The organism is Rhizobium sp. 11_C7_N12_5, from assembly GCF_051811145.1.
Classification (GTDB): Bacteria; Pseudomonadota; Alphaproteobacteria; order Rhizobiales; family Rhizobiaceae; genus Rhizobium; species Rhizobium lusitanum.
This window is the reverse complement of sequence record NZ_JBPWPY010000003.1, coordinates 262,805-286,614: the sequence shown is the minus strand read 5'-3', so window position 1 is coordinate 286,614 and position 23,810 is coordinate 262,805. Positions and strand designations below refer to the sequence as shown.

Sequence of the window (23,810 nt, the reverse complement as noted above, 5' to 3'; positions counted from 1 at the left end):
GTTGCCACTTGTTACCCTGCGCGCGAGAATTTTCGTCACACCTCGCAGGACAGGCTCCACTACAGATGACTGATCAGACCACAACAGGGACAGGCAGTTCCGCAGCGCTAGCCCCCTCACCTGTCTTGGCAACAATCAAGCGTGTCGCAATCCCCGCTCTCGCAGTCGTCGTCATTGCCTGTGCAGTGACATCGACCATGCTGGATTGGAACAGCTGGGTTGCTGGTGCCTCTCGCCAGACAACCGACGACGCGATCGTCAACGCTGATATCTCGACGCTGAGTGCCCAGATCAGCGGTACGATAAGCAGCATGCCGGTGGCCGACTATCAGAGAGTAACGAAAGGGCAGCTGCTCGCGCAGATCGACCCCCGTAGCTACGAAGCCGCGGTCGCCGTCTCCACAGCCAATCTCGCTTCCGCAAATGCCACGCTTGCAAACCTGGCAAACCAGATCGAGCTGCAGAAGGCCGCGATCGATGCGGCAGAAGCACAGCACACCTCGGCCCTCGCCCAGCAGACGCAGACGGTCGAAGAGTATCAACGCCAAAGCGACCTCGGCGGCGCAACGACACAACAGGCTCTGCAACAAGCACAGGCTGCCGCGCTTCAGGCGACCGCGTCCGTTCGATCGACGGCCGCCGCGATTGCGCAACAGCAGGCCCAATTGAAAGTTCTGCAGGGTCAGGAACCATTGCTCAGGGCTCAGGTCGATGCCGCCAAGGGCAATCTTGATACGGCGAAGATCAACGAGGGCTATACGCGGATTTATGCGCCTTTCGACGGGATGCTTGGCAGAAAGCTCGTTCATGAGGGCGATTTTGTCAGCGCCGGAGCGGGGATCTTGGCCGAGGTCCCGCTACCAAACGTCTATATCACCGCAAACTTCAAGGAAACACAGCTGTCACGCATGTCCGCCGGCAACAAGGTCGAAATCCGGATCGACACTTTTCCGGGAGAGCTGCTGCGCGGCACCGTTATCGATCTCTCTCCAGCCAGCGGATCGATCTTCGCACTTCTTCCCCCCGACAATGCGACGGGAAATTACACAAAGGTCGTCCAGCGTCTTCCAGTCAAGATTGCGATTGACGGAGGCCAGTCATTGATGGACCGCCTTCGGCCCGGCATGTCTGCTACCGTCACAGTCGAAACGCCCGACAGCGCACGTCCATGACGACGGTTATTCGCTCGTTCGGTCCGATCACCAGCGGCACCACGGTCACGCGACCGATCCTGATCGTCGCCGCCCTGATGCTCGCCTCCTTTGTCGTCGGGTTTGACACACGCGTCCTCGTGGTGGGTCTGCCGGACTTGCGCGCGGCCTATTCGTTGAGTGTCGATGAAGCATCCTGGCTCAGCACCATCGCCAATGCACCGCAGATCCTGATCGCCTCAGGCGTCGCCTGGCTTGCGACGGTCTTTGGCGTCCGCAGGATCATGATCCCGACGGCGCTCGTCTATTCCGTCGTCTCGCTGGAAATCCCGCTCGTCAATGACGGGCCGCTGCTCTTTGCCCTTCATGCGATCAGGGGCCTGCTGCTCGGGGTGTTCATTCCGGCGACAATCATGGTCATCTTTCGCAACCTCGACAAGAAATACTGGCTGATCGGCATCGCCATCTACTCTCTTCGGGTCCCTCTGTCGCAGAACCTCGGCTTCGTGCTGGTCGGTTTTTACGGCGACTATCTTGGCTGGCAATGGATGTACTGGCAGGACGTCATCGTTGCGCCGCTGATCGCGCTTCTGCTGTGCATCGCGGCGCCAAAGGAGCAGATCAACGTCAACCTGCTGGAAAATGCTGACTGGGGTGGCATGATGCTGCTCGGATCATCCATGACCATGCTCTACGTCGCGCTCGACCAGGGCAACCGCCTTGACTGGCTGCAGTCCGGCACGATCATCGCGCTTCTCGCCGGCAGTTTTATCCTGGCGATCGGGTTTCTGATTAACGAGAGCCTGGTCACGCATCCTTGGGCGCATTTCAGCGTGATCATGACCCGTAATATCGGCCTCGGATATGCGATCATTATCTGTTACGCGCTTTCGAGCGCCGGTGCATCGATTGCCATTCCAGGCTTCCTGCAAAACGTCGTTGGCTTGAGGCCTATATCTATCGCAGGCCTCTATCTCACCGGAGCGGTCATCCCGGTCTTTCTATTCATTACACTCGCCGGCCTGCTTCTGCGGCGCTTCGACGCCCGATTGTGCATCGTGCTCGGCCTGGGACTGATGGCTCTCGGCTCACAGTTTGGATCGCAACTGACGATATCCTGGGCGCCGTGGAACTTCTTCCCGACAGTCATCCTTCATACAGCCGGCCAGTCCTTCGCCTTCTTCGCCACGATAGTCTATCTCATCGGCAATTCAGATCCGTCACGCTCGACAGCAGTATCAGCCTATATTCAGGTCGTCCGGCTTGGCAGCGTCGAAATCGCCACGAGCATTCTCGCAACACTGCAGAGGCACCGAGAACAGTATCATTCGGACATCCTGAATAGCCCGATCTCGGCCACGTCGCAGCAATTACATGTGCTTCTTGGCAAGCTACAGCATGTTTTCGGCGCCGGTACACGCGCCCACCTTGAAAGCCTATCCGTTGTCGCAACCCAGATCAGGAGCCAGGCAACCGTGCTTGCCTACAGCGATCTTTTCGTCCTGTCATTCTGGGCGGCTATTGCTGGTCTTGCTATTGCAGCGGTTATGGTATCGATGCCTTATGGTCCTCTCCATCCGGATTTCAAGCCGCCCCCACCTGAGGCGCCCAAAAGCTGATCGCTGCGTGCGTTCCCTGTCACTGAGCAGACGACGGCGCACCGGTTCGTCGCGATATTCAGGCCGCGTATCTGCGGATTGGCAGCCAACGAGCAAAGCATGAGCACTGATAATCCCATACCCAAGACCCTGTCAGAGGCGTGCGAGTTCATTGCCAGCTATCTCGAGGTCTTCCCGAGATCCCAGGAAATGCCATTGGGTGACGCAATCGGCAGCGTTCTTGCACGTGATGCGACAGCACCGGCAGGGCTACCCCGTTTCGACAACGCCGCCATGGATGGTTTCGCCGTTCGCTCAGCAGATCTTACCGCCGGCGAGACCGGTTCGGATCTCAAGGTCACGGCGGTAATCGCTGCAGGTGAAATAGGCTTCCATGAGATCGGACCCGGTCAAGCAGCGCGCATCATGACTGGGGCGATGATTCCGAAGGGCGCAGATCGCGTTGTCGTTCAGGAAAATGCTCGGATGAATGGCGATCGAGTTCGCGTTTTCACATCAGCCAGCGATAAGCCTCATATCCGGCGTACCGGCATGGATCAGCTCCTCGCGGCCCTCGTCGGCGCCGCAGGCGACCACGATCTGATCGTCACGTCGGGGGGAGCCTCGGCCGGCTTTGCCGATCATCTGACGCAAGCGGTCTCTCAGCGCGGGCATCTGGAATTCTGGAGGCTCGACATGCGGCCGGGCAAGCCAATCGGCTTCGGCGATGTCGATCATTGCCCGATCCTCATCCTTCCCGGCAACCCGCTCGCGGCAGTTGCAGGATGCGCAATTCTGGGTCGCACACTCGTCTATCGGTTGGCGGGCTGCTAGATCGTTGAGAGCGACCGCCTGAGGCTGCCGATTTCACGCTCCTTTTCAAAACCACTGGGGCGCACTCAAATCCTTCCCGGCCGGCTTGTCATCGACCCTGTCAGAAGCATGACGAGCGCGGATCTGCGAGTCTCCAGTCGATCTCAAATGCGACAGTGTTGATCGTCTTGAACAGCAACCGCGGTGACGTGCAGCAGGGTGATATCGTCGATGTGGTCCAGTTATGGGACGTGTAGCGGCTAAACCAGCAGCCCCTCGTCGCGGAAGGCGCAGTTTGCGATTCCAGTGGTTGCTGCAGAACATCATATTCTACAACATCGCAAAATCGGCAAAACAACTATCGCGTTAATCGGACAGTCTGTAAGATTTCCGCGACACTGCAATGGCGGCAGCTACGGTGGGTCATGTCACCGAAGGCTCGAATTGAGCACCGCCCCAATCTACGCGAATGCCAATCCAATACCTCTCTGGACCGTACAACGCGGGAAGGAAGCTACGGCGCCACAAGGGTTTGTGGGCGTAATCTTGATAGGGTCAGCTTCAAGCGAATGCGCCTTCGCTGCAGATACATACGTGTCAGCCTGCAGCCTCAACGCGGCTTCATGAAGGAAGTCGGCAAAGTCCGTGAGTGATATCCCGTCGGCCGTGAGCATCACGCGGATGAGCGGATCGGTCAGGATCTCGGACATTGTGAGCTCTTCGTCCATCGTCGTTTGCCTCCAAGGTCGTGTCGGGATGACTGTGGTGTATGACCTTCTAGCTGCAGGCGCGGCTCCGGGTTATCATACGAAGATATAGGCAAGTTGAAATTCGGCCCTCCCTTCCGTTGTTCGATCCCACTTGTATCTATCACGAAGAAGGCTCCGCACATGGCGACCATCGGGTCGCCATGTGTATGGGTGAAGAGGTAGAGCCTGGCCCAATCAGCCGGCCATACTGTTGCTCTCGATCAACCCTTGATGAACGCCAGGAGGTCCGGATTGATCACGTCCGCATGGGTCGTGAGCATGCCGTGCGGATAGCCCTTGTAGATCTTCAGCGTGCCGTTCTTCAGCAGCTTGATCTGCAGTTCGGAAGCATCCTGATACGGCACGATCTGATCATCATCGCCCTGCGTGACCAGCGTGGGAACGGTGATCTTCTTTAGGTCGTCGGTCTGATCTGTCTCCGAGAAGGCCTTGATGCCGTCATAGTGAGCCTTGGCTGCGCCCATCATGCCTTGGCGCCACCAATTGTCGATAACACCCTGAGAGACCTTCGCGTCGGCACGGTTGAAACCATAGAACGGGCCGGAGGCGACATCGAGGAAGAACTGGGCGCGGTTGGCGGCAAGCGCAGCGCGGAAGCCGTCGAAGACTTCAATCGGCGTACCGCCTGGATTGGAGGCCGTTTTGACCATCAGTGGCGGAACAGCGGAAACCAGGATCGCCTTCGCCACACGACCCTGCGGCTGGCCGTATTTCGCGACATAGCGGGCGACTTCACCGCCGCCGGTCGAATGACCGATATGGACTGCGTTCTTCAGGTTCAGGTGTTCGACGACGGCATTGGCATCGGCGGCATAGTGATCCATGTCGTGACCTTCCGAGACCTGGCTCGAACGGCCGTGGCCACGGCGGTCATGTGCTACGACGCGATAGCCCTTGGAGAGGAAGAACAGCATCTGGGTGTCCCAGTCGTCAGACGACAGCGGCCAGCCATGGTGGAAGTGGATCGGCTGTGCATCCTTCGGACCCCAGTCCTTGTAGAAGATCTCGACGCCATCCTTGGTGGTAACGTAGCTCATTGTCATATTTCCTTGTTTCAGGTGCTTCTTCGTGGCCGCCTGCGCTGCGGACGAAAAGGGAAGGGCCATTGCGGCGGCCGTCGCGGCGCCTGTAATCAGGACGTTGCGGCGATTGATCGGGAGAGAGTTGCTGATCATGGAGGGCGACCGCATCAGACGTTGCGGGAGATTTCGAACAGGAACCAGACTCGGCGTTCGGCTTCGTCGATCCAGCCCTCGATCAGGCTCGTCGTTGCGACATCGTTATGCTCGGAGGTCGTGCCGTGCAGCGCACGCAGGATGGAAACCAGCTGCGTGTTGTCTTCGCGAAGCTCTGCCAGCATGTCGTCAGGCGTGACGAAGTCGGCATCGTTGTCGGCGATCCGCTGAAGCCGTGTTGCATGACCGAGCGAGCGCAAGGTGGTGCCGCCGACCTTTCTGGCCCGCTCGGCGATCACGTCGGTGAGCGCGAAGAGCTCTGCGCCGTGCTCGTCGAGAAGGAGGTGATAGTCACGGAAGTTGCGACCGGACATATGCCAGTGGAAATTTTTCGTCTTCAGATAGAGCGCGAAGACATCCGCTAGCAGAGCGGTCAGAGATGCCGAGATTTCCTGGCGAGCGATCGCACCAAGGTCGGTGGGAGTGGTGAGCGGCGAAAGGCGCCGTGTGGCGAGTGACGGACTGGTCATGACAATCTCCAGGATGAATACTGGTTGCCGCTCTTGCGGAAAACCTGACTGAAGCTACGAAAACTGTCTGACTCTTCATATCCGATTGAAGTATCGGACGGCCTGCACCTTCGTATAGGTGGCCTCGGGATTTTCGCGGCAATCCGAGCCTTACGCGCGATGATCAATACCGCGTTTTCGCCGCCCCGAAGAACTCAGTGCGGCCAAACACAGCCGGAAATCCCATGGATTTATCGAGGTCGTCCTAACCGTGACACGTATCAGGTCACGGCGAACTTGATTCGCAACGGCGCAATTCCGCGCCTGATCCAAGGCCTGCACAGCTCTCCCATGATTGTCGCGGCTGCGATCGGGATCACCATATCAAGAGGAGCATTGGTAAACTCCATCACCAGGCAGACAGCTGTTATCGGCATCAGCATTGATGCGGCAAGAAATGACGTTCCACCGATCAGCGCCAGTGCTCCAGGCTCGACAGCTGGAAACCAAACCGCGAGCGATCCGCCCGCAAGAAGACCGATAAGTGCCCCGATAGCAAATCCTGGCGTTAGCAGCCCGCCCTTCGCACCGACCCTCAAGGCTAGCCCGATCGCCACGAGTTTCATGACGACTAGACATGCAACCGCTTGCAAGGAAATCTCCTGGGAAAACGCGAGTTCGGCCGGCCCTCTTCCGTTTCCCAGAAGTGCCGGCACCTTGGCCGCCAACAGCCCGATAAAGGCGAAGGCTGCAAGCGCGTAAAATATCCCGCGAAGGCTCGGCGATGCGTCTCGCGTGACGGAGGCTGTCAGGCGCCTGAAGGCCGCGCCAAGGCCGGAGAAGAACGGCCCCAGCAAAGCACTGACGACCACCAGCGTCAACGTCACGTGATGGTCGGGTATCAGATATTGAGGCGCGTCACCCAAAGCCGAGCGTGCGACGATCGCCGCTGTGAAACTCGCGACGGCGGCAGGCCATATGACGGCAATACGCGCCTGCTTCATCACCACTTCGAGGATGAATACCGTCCCCGCGACGGGGACATCGTAAACCGCGGCGAGACCGGCGCCTGCCCCGCACGACAACAGGAGGCGGCATTGCTCAGGGGCAAGGGCAGCGCCTGATAATAGCCGCTGGGCAAGGAGCGCGCCGACTTCTCTCGGAGCCACCTCACGCCCCAAGGGTGAGCCAAGGGCAACCGTGACGACCTGCAGTAATGCGTGGACTGCGGTTTCGAGCAGCGGCAACCTTGCCCCCTTCGCCACGGCATTGACCGAACGGAGCGGCCGACCATACCTGGCAAGACTGTACCACCCTAGACCGGCGACGAGCCCGCAAATGCAAAGGATCAGGATACGTCTCTCGGCCGTGGCAGCTGACACGCCCTGCAGGAAGCTCTCGGACCCGATGATTTCACCAGGACTGTAGGTGAAAGCTATATGCTGGATGGCATGAAGTAGAAGCGCCAGGGACAGGCCGCCAAGGCCCGATAGCAACCCGCAGAGCAGTGCATAGAAAAGCAAGCGCAGGTGAGGCATCAAGGTCCCCGGCATGTAGACTCGCAAAAGCTCAGCAATGCCTCGACCAGCCGGCCTACCCCCATCCCCCAAATCCCTGATGCAGTCCTGGGATGACATCGATCGCTCCTCTTTGCGCGTCGCTGGCATGCCGGACAGTCGTTCTCCGCCGCCCGGCGCCGTTGGGAGATCAGCTGGCCAGGTGCCGCAAGACGATACCGAACGCGAGAAATCCGAACCCTTGGAACAATAGGTCGATCGTCAACATGGCGCCGAGCAAGCCCAATCCGACCGCTGGCCATGTCAGAACGATCAGCAAACCGACAACGACTGTGGCGATCCCGCTCGAGAGCACCCAACCCCACCCCGTTCTGGAACGATCTCGGAGAGCCGTCGCGATCCGGAAGATGCCCGCCGCGATCAGCAGCGCTCCGATGACAAGCGCGATATCGACGGCTGACAAGATGGGATCGAAGATCAACATGGCACTGGCCGCCCCGTAGAAGAGGCCGCTGATCAGGTCAAACGTGCGTCGGCGCCAGTTCCTGGCAGCGAAGGCGTGAGCGATCTGGAAGACAGCCCCGACGAGCATCATGGCTGCGATATATATGACCGAGACGATGGTTGTGGCGAAGAGATTGATGCTGGCCAATAAGCCGACGGCGATGAGGGCAACTCCGAGGATCACATACCATACCCAACTGGTGCGGCCGGTCTTCAGCGCAGCGCTCAAATTGGAATTTGCGGTGATGGTGGTCATGTTCGGCTCCTAAACAGGGTGGTAAATCGGAAGGGCTCATCACGTCGGTCTGGTCTCGACTGTGGTGCTGCTGGTCTTTGGGTTATTGGGTAAGTTCAGTTCGGCTTACGGTGATCGACCTTCGTAGCGACGGCGAGCGCGCCTTCGACGATGTCATTCGGGCCGGCTTGACCCGATGGACTTTGCCGGCGGCCCCGACGTTCGATCTGGTCTCTCGGCGCTCTGCCAGGTCTAGCGAGCGGCGCTGTTTCCGAATGAGATGATCGACCTTCTCGTGAAGCCGCCGGATTTCGAGTTCCGCCTTAAGGTTGACCTTGTAGTCGTTCGTGGAGCGAAGGCGGTCCTTGGCCTCCTGCCGACGCTGGCTCATCATGATCACCGGCGCCTGGAAAGCGGCGATCGTCGATAGAACGAGATTGAGAAGAACGAATGGATAGGCATCGAAGATGTCGCGGGGGCCGGCCAGCGTGTTGAATATCATCCAAAGCGCAAGGAAGCCGCCAAAGCCGATGATGAACGGCCAGCTGCCGCCGAAGTCTGCGACGAGATCGGCAACCCGGCTGCCGAGGCTCTCGCGATCGTCAAACTCGGTTTCGGGGTTTTCCGTTAGAGTTTCGCGTGACGCAATGCTTTCGGCGACTTCGTTCTCGATCGACGTCAGTTCGCCGCGATCTTCTCGTAGCAAATCAAGGATGGACTGACGTCGCAACTCTTCGATGCTGGCCTTATCGATATAGTCATCAGGTCTCAGCGAGGGGTACCGGCGGCGCAGGTAGTCGGCAAGCCCGGGCCGTAGCTCATCGATGCGGCATTCGTGGCCTGGTCTCAACAGCACGCCACTTACGGCATCAATCGGCCGGTTGGCAATCAGGTTGCTTCCCTTCGGCGATCGTCCTGTGCTGGCTCTTGCGGTATGTGTTACGGGCGCGTTCACGCGACTGATCCCCAATACTCATATGCCAGGAGCAAACATGCCCCTCATGTCTCGACGATCGGCATGTGCGCCACGCATGGTGCCGCACATGCCGGGGCTTTCCGCTTAGTTCTTGGTGTGAAGTGTCAAGGCGGTAATACCGGCCGCGACGTTGACGCCTTCTTCGGCCTGAAGCGCGATCGGCTGCAAGGCGATGGTGCCATGCAGGCCGCCACCGAGAACCTTGGCGCCGACACCGACGCCGAGCGCCGCATCAGCGGTGATGCCGGTATACGTGCCGGATAGCGCGGAGGTCTCACGGGAGGCCGGCGCGAAGACCAGCCATGCCAGTTTGGCCTTGCTGACTTCACCGATATCGATCCCGAACTCAGTAATCTTGCCGGTATAGTCTTCCTTCGCACCACCGTCGCTGGGCGTGAAAACGCAACTCATGTCCTGCTGCGATCCGACAATCACGCCAAGACCGGCAGAGACGTCACAGTCGAGGCGGCCGGCTTCGACATGCTCGACAGCTGAGGCGGACTGAGCCCCGATGAAAGACAGGGCGGCAATTGCTGCGGAGAAGAGAAGTTGTTTGCGCATAGTTTGGGTCCTTTCAAGCTAAGGATCATTCGAGGGAGGGCGATCCTTGGAAAGGAGCGCGTGGCGGCCGTCGTGCCAGCGGGTGGATAGGAGTGCTGGACAACCACGAACCGTAGAAGGGAATGGGTGGGCCGGAGACCGGCCCGGGCCGGTCGATTACTACAACCAGAAAGTCACGCTGCCATCAGCGGCCCGGCTTCGTATCGTCATCGCCGCGATTGTAATCATCGGTGTAGTCGACGTTGAACGGCGCCTTGAACGTCGTGAGGGTCTTTTCGAGCTCGGGCTCCCAGTTCATCTTCAGGCTATCGGCGGCATAGCTTGCGCCGGCAAACGACATGGAGGGCAGGATTGCAGCGCTGGCAAGTTTCGAAACGCGGTTCATGAGATATTCCTTTCGGTAGACATTGGGGACGAGACGCCGATGCGAAAGCGCTCCCCTATCGCCGCTCTTTGGCGACGACCCGAAAGTTACGGACTTGATCGGCCTGGGAAAATCATACTCATGGAACCTGAACCCTACACGAAGGTATGGACGGGCTATGCTGAGGTCTCCGTTTTCGGTCGAGAGGGCAATCGGAAGTGGGAACAGGACCGAGGTCATTCAGGAACTAAAAATGCGCGGCTCCATTTCTGGAACCGCGCATTCATTCGGCACGCCGAGGTCAGGCCCAATCAAGCAGCCTTATGCAACGTTCTCTGGTGATGAGCCTATGTCGTTGCTGCCACAGCGCGTGTCAGAATACCGATTGATCACCAGCCGTAGCCTGCACCGAAGGGACCATAGAATTCCGGAAAGTCAGGTCCCCAGCCGGACCAATCCCATTTCGCGTCGGCGTAGGTCTGAGCCGCCAGCAGTTGCCTATTGGCGATCCGTTCCTGAGCCTGCGTCTGGCGGTACTGGCTGTAGGCCTTCTGTGTTCCGACATACAGGCAGTTGCAGTTGATCGGATCGGCATAGACGTAGCTCACCGTGTTGCCCCGGCTGCGCATGAGGAATTTGTTCGCAGGCAAGCGCTTCAGCATTGCAACGCGAGCCGGCGTGTTTGCGGGGCGGACAACGAAGCCGGCGGCAGAGAGGTTATCTTCTTTAGACTGAACGGTCTGCGATACCGTTTCGCAGGATGCCAGCGCCAGTGATAGGCCGGCCATGGTGATGATTGCAAAACCGAGACGCCGATTGCTTGGTGCAAGTTTCTTGAAGGGCATTTTCCACTCTCCATTGGGGATTTGACGAGGGGAGTTTCGTCAGTTCTCGTCCGTTCGAAAATCATACGGGTAGACATCCGCCCTATGCGTTCGTATGGGGCGAGCTAAACTTCATGACTTGGTGAGTGTGAGAGCCTTTACGCCGACTGCGAAATTCAGGCCATAGCCTTCGAGCATTGCGGGTTGCAGCACGATCCCCGTCCCACCTTCGCCGGACAAAACCATCGCATGTGGAGGGAGCTGAAGATTTGATGCGGCAGGCGATGCCCCGTAAGCACCCGCGATTGTGGCGATGGATGCAGGATTACGCACGAGCCAGGTCATATGCCCGCCATCTATTTCGGCAACGTCGATTCCCAAGTCCTTGATCGTCCCATAGTAGCGGGTCTGGCTTCCGTCACTTGCCGAAATGAAATCGCAAACGACATCCTGATCAGGGTCGCTCATTTCATCTTTTCGGGTATCGACCACACAGACGAGCATTCCGGCTGAAGGTCCTGACGCAGCTTGGGCATGGCCCAATTGCGGGACCACCATCGTGGACAAGGTCACCACTGCGATCTTCGAAATACAATTCATAGCTTTCTCCGCTGTCGCGCTGCTGGATTGCGGACCGATGCCGGCGCGCTTCCATGAAGTCGTAACGCCGCGAAGGTTCACCCGGCTATCATCCATGAATATAGGTCGGCCAAACGAGGGTCTTGGTCCGCCCTGCCTCACGAGCGAGGTGATTGGCGGGAAGCAGCACGCCTCATTCGGCGAAATGTCTCGATGTTATCCGGCGTCGATTTCCAGCATCTCGTTTTTTAGGAGCCGACCTATGCTTCTGTATAGCTTCGGCCATCTCCTTTCGCTGCTAGGCTATCCGCATACGAACCGTGGAGACCCCGATGACAAAGAAGCGGCCCGATGGCATCAAGGCGTATAACGAACCAGCTGGCGGCTGGGGAGCCCTCAAGGCGGTTGCCGAAACACTCGCCCGGCAGCAGGTTGTCGCCCAAGGGACGGCGACGCTTCTGAAGGCGAACCAGCCGGAAGGCTTTGATTGTCCTGGCTGTGCCTGGCCCGATCCAAAGCACACATCGTCCTTCGAATTCTGCGAGAACGGCGCCAAGGCAATCACCTGGGAATCGACCGCCAAACGCGTCAGCCCGGAATTCTTCGCCACCCATACCGTTTCCGAACTGTGGACCTGGACGGATCACGAGCTGGAAAACGAGGGGCGCCTCACCCATCCGATGATCTATGACGCGGCAAGCGACCGCTATCAGCCAATCGAATGGGACGACGCCTTCGCCGTTATCGGCAAGGAGCTCAACGCACTGGAAAGTCCGCATCAGGCGGAATTCTACACGTCCGGCCGCGCCTCCAATGAATCCGCCTTCCTTTATCAGGCATTCGTGCGCGCCTTCGGCACCAACAACTTTCCGGACTGCTCGAACATGTGCCACGAGGCGACGAGCGTCGGGCTGCCGGAATCGATCGGCGTGGGCAAGGGCACGGTCACGCTTGAAGATTTCGATCATTGCGATGCGATCTTCAGCTTCGGCCATAATCCCGGCACCAATCATCCGCGCATGATGACCACGCTGCACGAAGCGTCGCGCCGGGGTACGCCGATCGTTGTCTTCAATCCGTTCAAGGAGCGGGCGCTGGAAAAGTTCGCGGCGCCGCAGGACCCGATCGAGATGGCGACATTCTCCTCGACCGAGATTGCCTCGGCCTACCATCAGGTCCGCACCGGCGGCGATCTGGCTGCGATCAAGGGCATGATGAAGTTGATCTTCGAAAGGGATGCGCTGGATCTGGCCAATGGCGGCAGCGGTGTCCTCGACCGGGCCTTTATCGAGCAACACACGGTCGGCATTGAAGACCTGCGCCGCGACGTGGAAGCGACCAGCTGGGACAATATCCTCCACTATTCCGGCCTGTCGCGCGCATCGATTGAAAGCGCCGTCGACGTCTATCTCAAGGCCAAGAATGTCATTCTCTGCTACGGCATGGGTCTAACCCAGCATGCCAACGGCACCCACAATGTCCAGCAGGCCACAAATCTACTCCTGCTTCGCGGCAATATCGGACGCGAGGGCGCCGGCATCTGCCCGGTTCGCGGCCACTCCAACGTCCAGGGCGATCGCACGGTCGGCATCACCGAAATCCCCAATACCGCCCTTCTCGACGGTATGGAACGTGCCTTCGGCTTCCGCCCGACGGGCGACAAGGGTCACAATGCGATCGAAGCGATCGAGGCCATCGCCGAAGGGCGCTCCAAGGCACTTATCTGCCTCGGCGGCAATCTGGCCGTGGCAATGTCTGACCCGACGATTACCTTCGCCGGCATGCGCAAGCTCGATCTCGCCGTCCACATTTCGACCAAGCTCAATCGCTCGCACCTTCTGACCGGCAAGACCTGCATCGTATTGCCCTGTCTCGGTCGCACCGACCTCGATACGCAGGCATCCGGACCGCAATCGGTCACGGTCGAGGATTCCATGTCGATGGTTCACGCCTCGCGCGGATTCCTCAATCCGCCGAGCCCGTTCCTAAAGTCGGAGCCGGCCATCCTCGCCGGCATTGCCCATGCCACGGTCGGCAACAGGCATGGGATCGACTGGCTCGGCATGATCGAGAATTATGACCGCATTCGCGACAAGATCGAGATCGTCTTCCCCGATTTCGCCGACTTCAACAAGCGGGTCAGGGTGCGCGGCGGCTTCCGGCTGAATGTCCCGGCCTCCCATCGCGAATGGCGGACATCGACCGGAAAGGCGAATTTTCTGATTGCCTGCGGTCTCGACGAGGACCCGAGACTGAAAGATCCGGATACGCTCGTGCTGGCCACGATGCGCAGTCATGACCAGTACAACACCACCGTCTACGGTCTGGATGATCGATACCGCGGCGTTTTCGGGCGGCGCGATGTCATCTTCATCAGCGCCGCGGACCTTGCCTCCCGCGGTCTGAAGGAAGGCGACCGGATTGATGTGCATGCCGTGGCGGAAAACGGTCTCGAGCGCTCGGTCCGTGGCTATACTGCCGTCGCATATGATCTTCCGCAGGGTTCAGTCGGCGGCTATTATCCGGAGATGAATGCCATCGTGGCACTCAGCCATTACGACCGAAAGTCCGGCACGCCGGCCTATAAGGGCGTTCCGGTGAAGATTGTCCGCGCAGAGGCGGCATGACGGCGATCCCAGGCATTGACATGGCTTGAGCAGGAGTTGGAAAGACTGATCTCATGATCGCCTCTCGAAAGCCCCCTGCCCGTCCGCCCGGTCCGGTCGTCTATATCGTCGACGACGACCTCTCCATGCGAGAATCGCTCGTCGACCTCTTCCATTCCCTTTCAATCGACGCCGTTGCCTTTGAAAATACGGAAACGTTCCTGGCCGCCGCGAGGCCTGGAGCAGGCTGCATCCTGCTCGACGTCAGGTTACCAGATCTTGACGGTCTGGCACTGCAGGCGCATCTGAACGCCAAAGGCAACAAGATGCCGATAATTTTCATGACGGGGTATGGCGATATCCCAATGAGCGTGAAGGCGATCAAAGCCGGTGCATCCGACTTCCTCACCAAACCCTTCGATCAGGCGGCGCTGATCGAGGCCGTGAACGTCGCGCTGGCCCGTGACGATGAGATCCGTCAGGGCGACACGGCAATCGATGCGGCGGCGGCCCTTTATGAGACACTTACGCCGCGGGAACAGGAGGTCATGCAGCTTGTGGTGCGCGGTTTGATGAACAAACAGATCGCCTTCGAACTCGGTATTACTGAGGTAACCGTCAAACTCCACCGGGGAAACGTGATGCGCAAAATGGATGTGCGCTCACTTGCCGATCTTGTGCGGGTCGGCGAGGCGCTCGGCTACGGAAAGCAGCCCTGAATTCGCAAGCGCTGGTTGGTAGGCTTGGTGACGAGGAAATAACCCCGTTATGGGCCAACACGATGGGGATTCGAGAAGATTTCGAAGTCTTCACCACGCGCAAGCGCAATCAGGGTGATGCCGGCCGCTTCAGCCGTTCGGATGGCGAGCGCAGTCGGAGCAGATACTGCAATCAGCATCGCACAGCCCAGCATGGCGGTCTTTTGCACCATCTCGACCGATATGCGGCTGGTAACGACGACAGCGCCCTTTTCCGCCGCAATGGATGACCTGAACACGAAGCCACAGAGTTTATCCAGAGCGTTGTGGCGACCGACATCCTCGCGCGCTCCGACGAGGCCCCTCCCCTCAACATAGAGACCAGCTGCATGAACTGCCCTGGTTTGGCGATGAAGGTCCTGTGCCCTGGCCAGCTCCGCCGTCGCCGCCACAATAGTGGCATGCGACATCCGGAGTTCGACCGCAGACAGGTCAGGTAGGGTACGCATCGCCTGATCGATCGACTCAATACCGCAAAGCCCACAGCCTACGGGGCCGGCCATGCTGCGCTTTCTTGCGCGCAGCCGGTCTGACACATCGTCGGCGAGAAAGACCTGCACGTCGATCCCGAGCTCGCCTTCGACGACGTCAACCGAACGGATTTGCGAAGCACTCTGGACGATCCCTTCCGTCAGACTGAAGCCGATCGCAAAGTCGACGAGATCATCCGGCGTGGCCATCAAAACGGCATGCGAGGAGCCAGCATAAGAGATCGCGACCGGGACCTCCTCAGGTACGAGGCGGACGGTGCTTCGCTCGAAATGGGTATTTTTGACGGAGCGGCTTGGCGTCGATTGCAGTGTCGGTCGAAGAAGGGTCATCGGACCAGCGCCCGAAGAGATGGCGATTTTTCCAGCATCCGTTGAAGGGTGCGCCGATGCATCGACAATCGGTGAGCGGTGCGTGATACATTGGCCCCACAAGATATCAGAACCTGCCGGATATGCTCCTCGCGGACCACGTTTGGGCCTTGCAAGGTTTCCATACAGCCCGAGTGTCTCAAGTCCCGGTCGAGCAAGACCGCCAGAAGGAAATCGGTTGTCATCGGCTTCGGCAAGACGTCAGCTGCGCCAGCGCGCGCGACCGCAACCGCGGTGGCGATATCGCAGTGGCCGCTGTGAACAATGGTTCTGCAGGATGGATGATGTCCAGCGATCATGCGCAAGATGTCGAAGCCCGTGCCGTCAGAGAACCTCAGTTCAGTCATGCAGTATGAGATTTCCGCTGCGGCCATCTGGCTTGCGGCGTCCGATACGCGTCTCGCCACCATGACGTCAAAGCCTTCGCGAACGAGGCGTTGAGCGATCTCGGCGTCGAGGGCCAGCACTGGATCTGCGATCAGCACCGATCGGCGAACCGGTCGGCCAGGGAAATCTTTCTCCAAACGTCCTTCTGCCATGTCCACCTTCCAGATCTCGAGCCAACTGCAGATTACGGCGATCGGCAACGCGTCTGAACTATACGTAGGGCTAGGTTAGCCCATACGAGCGGTAGCCCAGTCTGATGCCCAAGCGTGCATTTGAGACACCGCGCGCGATCCTCCCCTGGCATTCCACCCCCGGAATGCAGGCCGTCTCAGCCACTGGATCTAGGAATAACCGTCCCTACACTCTCGTATAGTTACGGGCCCACACACCTTCGTCTAGCGTACCCACGGTCAACCGGCGGTAATCGGCTTAAACGGCTCGCCCGGACAATCTAGCTCGCGAATACTCACGCAGGCGTACTCTCTCAAAATGTCCCTGCCGGCATGCGAACCGACAGCATGAGAAGGGTAGCCACCCTTCATCAAAGGAACAGCGGTGAAAATCTCCATCCTCGAACAGTCGACCCTTTCGGAAAATAGCTCTCCGGCAGATGCGATCCAGAACACGGTGTGGTTGGCGCGGGAGGCAGACTATCCCGGCTACGAGCGGCTGTGGCTTTCAGAACATCACAACATGAGCATTCTACAGGGCTCGTCCCCGGAGGTTTTGTTGGCCGCCGTCGGCTCCAAGACTGACCGTATTCGGCTTGGTTCGGGTGGGATTATGCTGCCGAACCATTCCGCGTACAAGGTGGCTGAGAATTTCCGGGTTCTGGAAGCCCTGTTTCCCGGCCGTATCGATTGCGGTATCGGACGTGCGAGTGGCGGAGATCCCTATTCCACCACTCTCCTCAACCCTCCCGAAGGGATCGACTTTCCCCAGCAAGTCGGTCAGCTCGAGCGCTTCTTCCACGACGAGCACCAGAAGGCGATTGCAATGCCCAAGGTGGACGGTGCCCCGTCGCTTTGGCTCCTCTCTGCCGGCTCTCATCCGGAGAGCGGGCGCATGGCGGCCGAAAAGGGAATGGGCCTTGCCATCGCGCTCTTCATCAATCCGGCGGCGACGCGAGAAGCCGTCAATCTGTATCGACGCAATTTCAGACCTTCGCCTGAATTCCCCGAGCCGCGCGTCCTGATCGCGCTTAACTTCGTCGGCGCGGATACGCCGGCGAAACTGGCGGAACTGAAGAAGGCCTCCGACTATTTCAGGCTGATGCGCGATAGCGGCAACTATCCGAAGGCCGTCCCATCACCGGACACGCTCGATCGCATCGACTTCTCCGCAAGTCAGAAAGCCTATCTCGATCAGATCGCCAACCGCGAAGTCATCGGATTGATCGATGATGCCGTGGCGGAAATCTCGGCGCGGGGCGCCGCCTATGATGCTGATGAAATCATGCTGACCATGATGTGCTTCGACATCGAGGACAAGATCCGCGCCTTCCACCAGATCGCCGACAGAATTGTGAGCTGACCGACATGAGCGAGAAGCTGACCCTATCCATCCTCGACATCGGCCCGATCCGCTCGAACCAGACGGCGACGGATTGCTTCAATTCCATGATTGAACTGGCTAAGTTTGGAGAGAAGCTCGGCTATCACCGCTACTGGTTGGCGGAACATCACAACGTCGCGGCCGTCGCAGCCAGCCATACGGCCGCGTTTGCGCCAGTCATTGGAGCGCATACGGCGCGCATCCGGATCGGTGGATGCGTGCTTCTGGCGCATTACCCGCCGCTGCTCGTCGCAGAACAGATGGGTCTGCTGGAGGCCTGCTATCCCGGCCGCGTCGACCTTGGCATCGGCCGCTCGACCGGCGCCGACTGGGCGACGAGCTCGCTTCTGCGTGGCGGCACCGAGATGAAATCCGATGAAGCGATGATCGGCGACCTGCGCAATCTGCTTGCCCTCAATCGGCCAGAAGGTCTCACTGTCTCGCAGGATGACCGCGAATTCACCTTCAGGGCGGTCCCCAACGCTTCAAGTGCGCCGGCGCCTTGGATATTGGGGACATCCTGGTATTCAGCGCAGCTCGCCGCGGAGCTCGGTTTGCCCTATGCCTTCGGCTATCACATCCGAGCTGAAGGCGCCAAGGAAGCGATCGCGCTCTACCGGGAACGCTTCAAACCCAGCGCCTATCTGGCGGAGCCGAAGGTCCTCGTTTCGGCGATCGTGGTGATCGGAGAAACCGACGAAGAAGCAGAGCGGCTGGCTCGCCCGCAGTTGTTCTTCATGTCATCATTCCGATCGGGCGAGCCCGTGCAGTCGCAAATGCTGGTCGAGGAAGCCGATGGAAAGGAGTTTCCATCTCGCCACGAAAGTCTCGTGCAGATGTTTCGTCGATCCTGGATCATCGGATCGCCGGACCGTGCCGCCGAAGGAGTTGCAAATCTTGCTGCCGATCTCGGCGTGTCGGAGATGATGATAAATCCGGTGGTGTCGGCCTATTCTTCGCAGCCAGCGGACCGGGCGCCGAACCGCGAATCTACCCTTGCCGCGTTGGCTGAGCGCTTCCCTCAGTAGGCACTGAGATCGGGCGCGACTTTCCAGTGGCGCCTTCAAATCCAAGTTCGCAAAGATTCTGAGAGATCCCGCCCGAGTTGAGGTCCTCGAAGCGACCGATAACGACTTTGCGGCAATCGACTGAGACGGAGTGGTCCACAAGCTCCGCCACTATCCCAAACGAGTTACCCTTGCATCTTGAAAGTTCATTTTGGGTGGATCCGCGGTGGGTCGCGTCCTGGCACAGATCAGGTATGAATGTCAGACGACGCGCTCGTCGCGTCGCCTAAGCGTGGCGAGCTCTTGCAAGTCCAGATCCTGCTCGATATTCCGCATGACCCGGTCAGTGACGTGACCAGTCCTATACAATTTCAGAACTTCAGCGCGTCCCGCTCGAATTGCCGCCAGGATTGCCTCGAAATGCTCGGCAGACAGCGACTTCTTTCTCTCTGGCGCTATGTTGAAATGCGGGGCTGATAAGACACTGAAGAGGTAGCGATCCGACATATGGGGCAGGCCCCGCGCCCGACTCGTATGGAGGTATTCGAGCATTGCCTGATACTGAATATCGGCAATCTTCTTGCGTATTCCAGTCTCATCCCTTGCCAGTTGAGCATTGCTTTTCGGCGTGATCGAAGGAAACAGTTTGATGACGAGCGGCAGTGTCGTGCCCTGCAACAGCACGGTGACCAGTATCACTCCGAAGGCGGATGCCAATATCAGGTCGCGTCCCGGGAATTCCATCGGCAGCGACAGCGCGGCTGCCAGTGTCACCGCACCCCTCATACCAGCCCAACTTAGGATAACGGTCGCGGGGAGCGATGGAAGATGCTTGGGGTGTATTCCGAACCGCGATAGCCCTGTCCAAATCATATCCGATCCGACAAGCCACACGAAACGCGTCACGATCACGGTGACGACGACGGCCGCAACAGGAATCCCCAATGTTTGAATGCCGTCACCGACGCTCTCAAAGTGATTGAGTGCCTGGCGCAGAGACAGACCTATCAGCACAAACAGTAGAGATTCCAACAGAAACACGAGGACACGCCAGAATGCCTGCGTCCTGATGCGTGTCGCTGCGGAAAAGATCTCGTGCTGTTGCCATCCCAACATCAGGCCGGTCGTCACCGTGGCAAGGACACCGGAAAAGCCCAGTCGATCGGAGATCATATAGGATACGGCTGCAAGCAGCAGCGTGGCTGTGACGATCAACTCGCTGCTTTGGAAATGTCGCAAAAGCCGCAGGGCCACCCAACCGAGCGTCGCACCGACCATCACGCCGCCAAGCGACACCACGAAGAAAGTCGCGGCTCCCACCGGCGCGTCGAAAGTGCCACTCACCGCTGCAGAGACGGCAAAATGGAAGAGGACAAGGCCGCTCGCATCGTTGACCAGGCTCTCGCCAGTCAGGACCGTCGTCACACGGGTGGGTAGTCGCAATTTATCGAGCACGGCGCGCGCGGCAACTGCGTCCGGGGGCGATACGATGGCACCCAATGCAAACGCAGCAGACCAGGGAATATCCGGGCGCAGCCAATGGACCATCGCCCCCACAGATAGTGTCGTGAACGCCACGGCGCCCACGGCCAGCGACGAGATCGCCGCAAAATACTGTTTGAAGTCGAGCCAGACGGTCTGATACGCGCTGCTGAGAAGAAGCGGCGGCAGAAACACGACCATCACGAGATTGGGATCCATCGCGACGACAGGAATTCCGGGGATGAAGGCAAGCGCGATTCCGCCGCCAATCAGGGCGGCAGCAGAGGGTAAGTGAAGGTGTTTGGCGGCGAACGCCAAAACGAGCACCGCCATCAGCAGACCGACAAGAAATTCGTAGTCGAGTTCGATAGACATGTCGGCAGGCTCGCAGATCAGGATGCGCCAGCGAGGCCGGCACCACGGGTCGTGTTCGTAGGACCTTTTGGACCTATTTCAGCTGCGTATGACCGGCGCGATCGACCCAGAAACCAACCGGTTTGACGCTTACGCCAGGGCAGAACTCTCTCGTCGCGAGAGCCGGCCTGCCGATCAGATGGCTCGTCGCGAACCGGCACAAATGTTGCGTTCTGCTCGTGTCTGTGGCGCCGGCTGAGGAGGCGTTACCGCGTCCCCATATAGGCTACACGAAGGAATTCCATGTACCGATCTCGGCCATGGAGCGCACTTCTTGTGCCCAGCCGGACGGCAACAGCCCCTGACCATCCGTGAGGAGCCATTCCCTGTTTGCCCTGGAATTCTGTCATGACGCGATCGTAGGCCGTGATCTCCTGGCCTTCAGCAACGCGATAGACCTCGTCATGCACCACGATGTCCTGACTCAAGCGCGGCTTGATGTCGCTGTCGTGCCGGGGATGCGGCCGCCCGACGGCGAGACCGATGACCGGAACGCACCGTGCGGGAAGTTGCAGGAGCGCCGCCAGCGCCTCGGCGTTATTCCGCACGGCTCCGATAAAGCAGGTGCCGTAGCCAAGCGCTTCGAATGCCAATGCTGCATTTTGAGCGGCAATGCAGGTGTCGACCATGCCGAGCATCGTTGATTCGAGATAGTCGAAGGCCTCAAGCTGTGTGTCGTAAGCCTCACCGATCGCATAGTTGCGGCTCTGATCGGCTAGCCATACGAGCATCAGGGGCGCATCGTCGATCTGGCCCTGGTTGCCGCAAAGGCGATTGACCTCCTGCTTATGCGACGGGTCCGACACCTTGATTACACTCCAGCTCTGAAGGTTGGACGACGTCGCTGCCGACTGGGCGGCGGCAATCGCAGTCCTCACATCGCCTTCGGCCACCGAATCGGATGTAAACCGGCGAATGCTTCGATGCATCAACATATGATCGATGATGGGATTGCCGGATCGGACGAGGCTATCTGCGTCACCATATCGATCCGCAACGGCATCAGCGACAGGGCGACCGTATTTCACGGCATAATTTTTATAGTAGTCCATCGCTACGCTCGCTTGTGAACGGCTTTCGCCGCGATTGCGGTCTCAAAAATCGGCGGTCACCGCCAAGCGGCGGTAACCGTGGGAATCAGTCCTCGTTATCGATCGTGAGAACGATCTTCCCGAAGCCGCCACCTGTTTCCATTGCACTGTGGGCAGCAGAGGCGCGAGCAAGCGGGAAAGTCTGCCCGATCACTGGCCGCAATCGGCCATCGCGGAACATGGGAAGACCGTCTTCGGTAAACCGGCGGACCATTTCGCGCTTTTCTTCAGCGCTGCGCGATTTCATCACCGTGCCGATGATCTTCAGGTGGTTGTGGAGGACGAGGCCCAATGAAATGTCTGTGTTGTCCTGGCCACTAAGTAGCCCAACCTGGACCAGCCGGCCGCCGGGACGCAGACTGCGAAGGTTGCGCCCGAGATAAGGGCCACCTACGAAATCGACGATCACATCGACGCCCTGGCCATCAGTGGCATCACGGATGCCGAGCTCGAAGTCCTCGGAGTTGTAGTCGAAGACACGCTCCGCACCGAGTGCCTCGACTTCCGCCCGTCGCGACGCAGACGCGGTCGCGAAGACGCGTGTTCCCAGAGCACTGCCGATCTGGACTGCCGCCGAGCCGATACCACCAGCTGCCGCATGAATGAGGATGGAACTGCCAGGCGCGATCTCGCCAAGATGAACGAGCGCCTCCCAGGCGGTGACGAAGGATTCCATGATTGCTGCGGCCTCGACGAAGCCGAAACCTTCAGGAATGGCCACTGCCATGCCTCGGTCGACACGCGCATACTCGGCATAGGCGCCACCGCCGACGATAGCCATGACGTGATCGCCAGGCTCCACGTCCGTCACGTCGGATCCGACGGCAACAACTCTGCCCGACAGCTCTAATCCCAGCAAGGCACTTTCTCCATAGGTTTGGGTGCCGTAATAGCCTTGGCGCTGCAGCAGGTCGGCGCGGTTAACACCGAGTGCCTTGACCTCGACAAGGAGGTCGCCTGGGCGCGGCTCCGGTTTGGGAACCTCGTCAAGGCGGAGAACATCTGCCTTGCCGAAGTTGTCATAGACGATCGCCTTCACTCTGCAGCGACCTTGGCGGCGGCGCGAGCGCGAGCCTTGCGGGCAATGCTTTCGGCGAAGAACGGCGTTTCGCGATGGTTGTGGTCACCACCGGCAGCCTGGCGGGCAGCTGCAGCATCTTCGAACGACTGGCCGTGCTGCTCGATGAAGGCCATGAAGGCGTCGGTCGGGTGGCAGGTAACCTTGTTGGTGTAACGGGTGCGGTTGCCATCGATCGCTTCCGCGATCAGCTCCCAGATGACATTGACCTGCGTGCGCTCGCCGGTGGGCGTGAAGACGTCGGAGATGGAATTCATGCGGCAATAGGACGGCGTGGCCTCGTCGGCGACATAGTGCTGGATGACCAGGCCCGTGCCGATCTTCTCGACGTTGATAGACATCTTGCGGCCATCATCGGTGAAGGTGGCGCCGCACGAGACGTGATCCGGCACGCAGCAACGCTGATATTCCGCTTCCGGCAGGTTGAAGAGCCAATCGGCGATATCGATCTGGTCGAGCGGGACGTCGATCTCGTGCGAGTAAGCGGAGAGCGAAAGCAGCTTGTCGGTGATGACTTTCATGGTTCTATCCTTTCGGTCTGTTTTTTGCACCCGAACCCAAGGCCTTTCCGGCAAAGTTCCTGGCGCTCTTGCGGTGATCTTTTCGAGCAACCCGTTGTCTGCTCTGGGGTGAAATTGGCATTCGACGGGCTTGGCCTCAATTATACTGATTAGTCTCGACCCTATCCTTTGGTCTTGGCTTCTCGCCTTCGCCACCGGCAAAGGTGTTGGAGGAAAGTCCGGTTTTTTTGCGCAGAATGCAGGGAAATACAGCGAAAACGCTTGTTTCTGAGGTTTTCTGGCAAGCAGGAAATTGGACCCTACAGGCCGCAGGTATGAGCCCAAATCTCCTCAGAACGGTTTTGCCGGGAATGCAAAGATGAAAGCTGAGTTTCTTCCCACATTCGTGGGTGTCGTCCAGGAAGGAAGCTTCTCCGGAACAGCCCGCAAACGTGCCGTCACGCCGTCGGCTGTTGGAACGACGATCCGCCCGGTAT

Annotated in this window: 23 protein-coding genes and 1 pseudogene; 8 read left to right on the top strand and 16 right to left on the bottom strand. The window is 59.1% G+C overall.

Going from position 1 to position 23,810, the window contains the following annotated elements; all coding sequences use genetic code 11:
• Window positions 1-65 precede the first annotated feature (65 nt).
• The 4 genes and pseudogenes from AB8B29_RS30720 to AB8B29_RS30705 all read left to right on the top strand — a co-directional run.
• Window positions 66-1,172 carry an HlyD family secretion protein gene (locus AB8B29_RS30720; protein WP_037198660.1) on the top strand — a complete coding sequence of 369 codons (1,107 nt, stop codon included), beginning with the start codon at window positions 66-68 and terminating at the stop codon, window positions 1,170-1,172.
• Window positions 1,169-2,770 (top strand): MFS transporter, encoded by a 1,602-nt coding sequence (locus tag AB8B29_RS30715; protein WP_439006977.1) that lies wholly within the window; start codon window positions 1,169-1,171, stop codon window positions 2,768-2,770. Before AB8B29_RS30720 ends, AB8B29_RS30715 begins: the two co-directional genes overlap by 4 nt.
• 99 nt (window positions 2,771-2,869) lie before the next feature.
• A complete protein-coding gene (locus AB8B29_RS30710) occupies window positions 2,870-3,583 on the top strand; it encodes a molybdopterin-binding protein (protein ID WP_081938793.1) in 714 nt (237 codons plus the stop codon).
• A gap of 125 nt (window positions 3,584-3,708) precedes the next feature.
• Window positions 3,709-3,819: pseudogene (locus AB8B29_RS30705) on the top strand (hypothetical protein); the annotation flags it as partial.
• A 204-nt stretch (window positions 3,820-4,023) separates the two neighbouring features.
• Here the strand turns inward: AB8B29_RS30705 and AB8B29_RS30700 are convergent.
• From AB8B29_RS30700 to AB8B29_RS30655, 10 genes are all read right to left on the bottom strand, one after another.
• Entirely contained in the window at window positions 4,024-4,290 is a 267-nt protein-coding gene (locus AB8B29_RS30700; RefSeq protein WP_037198663.1) for a hypothetical protein, read from the bottom strand.
• Window positions 4,291-4,532: 242 nt separating this feature from the next.
• Window positions 4,533-5,507, bottom strand: a complete 975-nt coding sequence (locus AB8B29_RS30695) for an alpha/beta fold hydrolase (RefSeq protein ID WP_037198741.1) — start codon at window positions 5,505-5,507, stop codon at window positions 4,533-4,535.
• Window positions 5,508-5,521: 14 nt separating this feature from the next.
• Complete coding sequence (locus tag AB8B29_RS30690) at window positions 5,522-6,037, bottom strand: Dps family protein (RefSeq protein WP_037198664.1); 516 nt, start codon at window positions 6,035-6,037, stop codon at window positions 5,522-5,524.
• 260 nt (window positions 6,038-6,297) lie between these two features.
• Window positions 6,298-7,554 carry a chloride channel protein gene (locus tag AB8B29_RS30685; protein ID WP_162734455.1) on the bottom strand — a complete coding sequence of 419 codons (1,257 nt, stop codon included), beginning with the start codon at window positions 7,552-7,554 and terminating at the stop codon, window positions 6,298-6,300.
• A 169-nt stretch (window positions 7,555-7,723) separates the two neighbouring features.
• Window positions 7,724-8,293 (bottom strand): HdeD family acid-resistance protein, encoded by a 570-nt coding sequence (locus tag AB8B29_RS30680; protein WP_037198665.1) that lies wholly within the window; start codon window positions 8,291-8,293, stop codon window positions 7,724-7,726.
• Window positions 8,294-8,375: 82 nt separating this feature from the next.
• On the bottom strand, window positions 8,376-9,227 hold the full coding sequence (locus AB8B29_RS30675; protein WP_051963884.1) for a DUF1003 domain-containing protein: 852 nt from the start codon (window positions 9,225-9,227) through the stop codon (window positions 8,376-8,378).
• Between the two features lie 105 nt (window positions 9,228-9,332).
• Window positions 9,333-9,809: a DUF992 domain-containing protein gene (locus AB8B29_RS30670; protein WP_037198666.1), complete on the bottom strand. Its 477-nt coding sequence runs from the start codon at window positions 9,807-9,809 to the stop codon at window positions 9,333-9,335.
• Window positions 9,810-9,993: 184 nt separating this feature from the next.
• Entirely contained in the window at window positions 9,994-10,194 is a 201-nt protein-coding gene (locus AB8B29_RS30665) for a hypothetical protein (RefSeq protein ID WP_037198668.1), read from the bottom strand.
• Between the two features lie 368 nt (window positions 10,195-10,562).
• On the bottom strand, window positions 10,563-11,018 hold the full coding sequence (locus AB8B29_RS30660; protein ID WP_052212275.1) for a hypothetical protein: 456 nt from the start codon (window positions 11,016-11,018) through the stop codon (window positions 10,563-10,565).
• A 111-nt stretch (window positions 11,019-11,129) separates the two neighbouring features.
• Window positions 11,130-11,678 carry a DUF992 domain-containing protein gene (locus AB8B29_RS30655; protein ID WP_162740579.1) on the bottom strand — a complete coding sequence of 183 codons (549 nt, stop codon included), beginning with the start codon at window positions 11,676-11,678 and terminating at the stop codon, window positions 11,130-11,132.
• 230 nt (window positions 11,679-11,908) lie between these two features.
• Between AB8B29_RS30655 and AB8B29_RS30650 the strand changes: the two genes are divergently transcribed.
• Window positions 11,909-14,203: an FdhF/YdeP family oxidoreductase gene (locus AB8B29_RS30650; protein WP_037198671.1), complete on the top strand. Its 2,295-nt coding sequence runs from the start codon at window positions 11,909-11,911 to the stop codon at window positions 14,201-14,203.
• Between the two features lie 53 nt (window positions 14,204-14,256).
• Window positions 14,257-14,901 (top strand): response regulator transcription factor, encoded by a 645-nt coding sequence (locus tag AB8B29_RS30645; RefSeq protein WP_037198673.1) that lies wholly within the window; start codon window positions 14,257-14,259, stop codon window positions 14,899-14,901.
• A gap of 47 nt (window positions 14,902-14,948) precedes the next feature.
• Here the strand turns inward: AB8B29_RS30645 and fdhD are convergent, their stop codons facing one another.
• The gene (gene fdhD / locus AB8B29_RS30640) at window positions 14,949-15,761 is read right to left on the bottom strand and encodes a formate dehydrogenase accessory sulfurtransferase FdhD (protein ID WP_037198675.1); all 813 of its coding nucleotides are present in this window, start codon (window positions 15,759-15,761) and stop codon (window positions 14,949-14,951) included.
• Window positions 15,758-16,339: a response regulator transcription factor gene (locus AB8B29_RS30635; RefSeq protein ID WP_051963887.1), complete on the bottom strand. Its 582-nt coding sequence runs from the start codon at window positions 16,337-16,339 to the stop codon at window positions 15,758-15,760. The genes fdhD and AB8B29_RS30635 overlap by 4 nt, the downstream gene beginning before the upstream one ends.
• A 403-nt stretch (window positions 16,340-16,742) precedes the next feature.
• Between AB8B29_RS30635 and AB8B29_RS30630 the strand changes: the two genes are divergently transcribed.
• Window positions 16,743-17,720: an MsnO8 family LLM class oxidoreductase gene (locus AB8B29_RS30630; protein ID WP_439006976.1), complete on the top strand. Its 978-nt coding sequence runs from the start codon at window positions 16,743-16,745 to the stop codon at window positions 17,718-17,720.
• A gap of 5 nt (window positions 17,721-17,725) precedes the next feature.
• Window positions 17,726-18,769: an MsnO8 family LLM class oxidoreductase gene (locus AB8B29_RS30625; RefSeq protein ID WP_051963888.1), complete on the top strand. Its 1,044-nt coding sequence runs from the start codon at window positions 17,726-17,728 to the stop codon at window positions 18,767-18,769.
• A gap of 240 nt (window positions 18,770-19,009) precedes the next feature.
• Here AB8B29_RS30625 and AB8B29_RS30620 read toward each other — a convergent pair whose 3' ends face one another.
• The 4 genes from AB8B29_RS30620 to AB8B29_RS30605 form a co-directional block, all read right to left on the bottom strand.
• Window positions 19,010-20,605 carry a Na+/H+ antiporter gene (locus AB8B29_RS30620; protein ID WP_037198678.1) on the bottom strand — a complete coding sequence of 532 codons (1,596 nt, stop codon included), beginning with the start codon at window positions 20,603-20,605 and terminating at the stop codon, window positions 19,010-19,012.
• Between the two features lie 245 nt (window positions 20,606-20,850).
• The gene (locus AB8B29_RS30615) at window positions 20,851-21,696 is read right to left on the bottom strand and encodes a nitroreductase family protein (protein WP_051963890.1); all 846 of its coding nucleotides are present in this window, start codon (window positions 21,694-21,696) and stop codon (window positions 20,851-20,853) included.
• Between the two features lie 85 nt (window positions 21,697-21,781).
• Window positions 21,782-22,774 (bottom strand): NAD(P)H-quinone oxidoreductase, encoded by a 993-nt coding sequence (locus tag AB8B29_RS30610; RefSeq protein WP_037198679.1) that lies wholly within the window; start codon window positions 22,772-22,774, stop codon window positions 21,782-21,784.
• The gene (locus tag AB8B29_RS30605) at window positions 22,771-23,334 is read right to left on the bottom strand and encodes a hypothetical protein (protein WP_037198680.1); all 564 of its coding nucleotides are present in this window, start codon (window positions 23,332-23,334) and stop codon (window positions 22,771-22,773) included. The genes AB8B29_RS30610 and AB8B29_RS30605 overlap by 4 nt, the downstream gene beginning before the upstream one ends.
• Between the last annotated feature and the right edge of the window lie 476 nt (window positions 23,335-23,810).

Excerpts from the sequence above, each read along its gene's own strand:
- AB8B29_RS30720 (WP_037198660.1), top strand. The coding sequence starts at position 66 with ATGACTGATCAGACCACAACAGGGACAGGCAGTTCCGCAGCGCTAGCC.
- AB8B29_RS30715 (WP_439006977.1), top strand. The coding sequence starts at position 1,169 with ATGACGACGGTTATTCGCTCGTTCGGTCCGATCACCAGCGGCACCACG.
- AB8B29_RS30710 (WP_081938793.1), top strand. The coding sequence starts at position 2,870 with ATGAGCACTGATAATCCCATACCCAAGACCCTGTCAGAGGCGTGCGAG.
- AB8B29_RS30700 (WP_037198663.1), bottom strand. The coding sequence starts at position 4,290 with ATGGACGAAGAGCTCACAATGTCCGAGATCCTGACCGATCCGCTCATC.
- AB8B29_RS30695 (WP_037198741.1), bottom strand. The coding sequence starts at position 5,507 with ATGATCAGCAACTCTCTCCCGATCAATCGCCGCAACGTCCTGATTACA.
- AB8B29_RS30690 (WP_037198664.1), bottom strand. The coding sequence starts at position 6,037 with ATGACCAGTCCGTCACTCGCCACACGGCGCCTTTCGCCGCTCACCACT.
- AB8B29_RS30685 (WP_162734455.1), bottom strand. The coding sequence starts at position 7,554 with ATGCCTCACCTGCGCTTGCTTTTCTATGCACTGCTCTGCGGGTTGCTA.
- AB8B29_RS30680 (WP_037198665.1), bottom strand. The coding sequence starts at position 8,293 with ATGACCACCATCACCGCAAATTCCAATTTGAGCGCTGCGCTGAAGACC.
- AB8B29_RS30670 (WP_037198666.1), bottom strand. The coding sequence starts at position 9,809 with ATGCGCAAACAACTTCTCTTCTCCGCAGCAATTGCCGCCCTGTCTTTC.
- AB8B29_RS30665 (WP_037198668.1), bottom strand. The coding sequence starts at position 10,194 with ATGAACCGCGTTTCGAAACTTGCCAGCGCTGCAATCCTGCCCTCCATG.
- AB8B29_RS30660 (WP_052212275.1), bottom strand. The coding sequence starts at position 11,018 with ATGCCCTTCAAGAAACTTGCACCAAGCAATCGGCGTCTCGGTTTTGCA.
- AB8B29_RS30650 (WP_037198671.1), top strand. The coding sequence starts at position 11,909 with ATGACAAAGAAGCGGCCCGATGGCATCAAGGCGTATAACGAACCAGCT.
- AB8B29_RS30645 (WP_037198673.1), top strand. The coding sequence starts at position 14,257 with ATGATCGCCTCTCGAAAGCCCCCTGCCCGTCCGCCCGGTCCGGTCGTC.
- fdhD (WP_037198675.1), bottom strand. The coding sequence starts at position 15,761 with ATGACCCTTCTTCGACCGACACTGCAATCGACGCCAAGCCGCTCCGTC.
- AB8B29_RS30635 (WP_051963887.1), bottom strand. The coding sequence starts at position 16,339 with ATGGCAGAAGGACGTTTGGAGAAAGATTTCCCTGGCCGACCGGTTCGC.
- AB8B29_RS30625 (WP_051963888.1), top strand. The coding sequence starts at position 17,726 with ATGAGCGAGAAGCTGACCCTATCCATCCTCGACATCGGCCCGATCCGC.
- AB8B29_RS30620 (WP_037198678.1), bottom strand. The coding sequence starts at position 20,605 with ATGTCTATCGAACTCGACTACGAATTTCTTGTCGGTCTGCTGATGGCG.
- AB8B29_RS30615 (WP_051963890.1), bottom strand. The coding sequence starts at position 21,696 with ATGGACTACTATAAAAATTATGCCGTGAAATACGGTCGCCCTGTCGCT.
- AB8B29_RS30605 (WP_037198680.1), bottom strand. The coding sequence starts at position 23,334 with ATGAAAGTCATCACCGACAAGCTGCTTTCGCTCTCCGCTTACTCGCAC.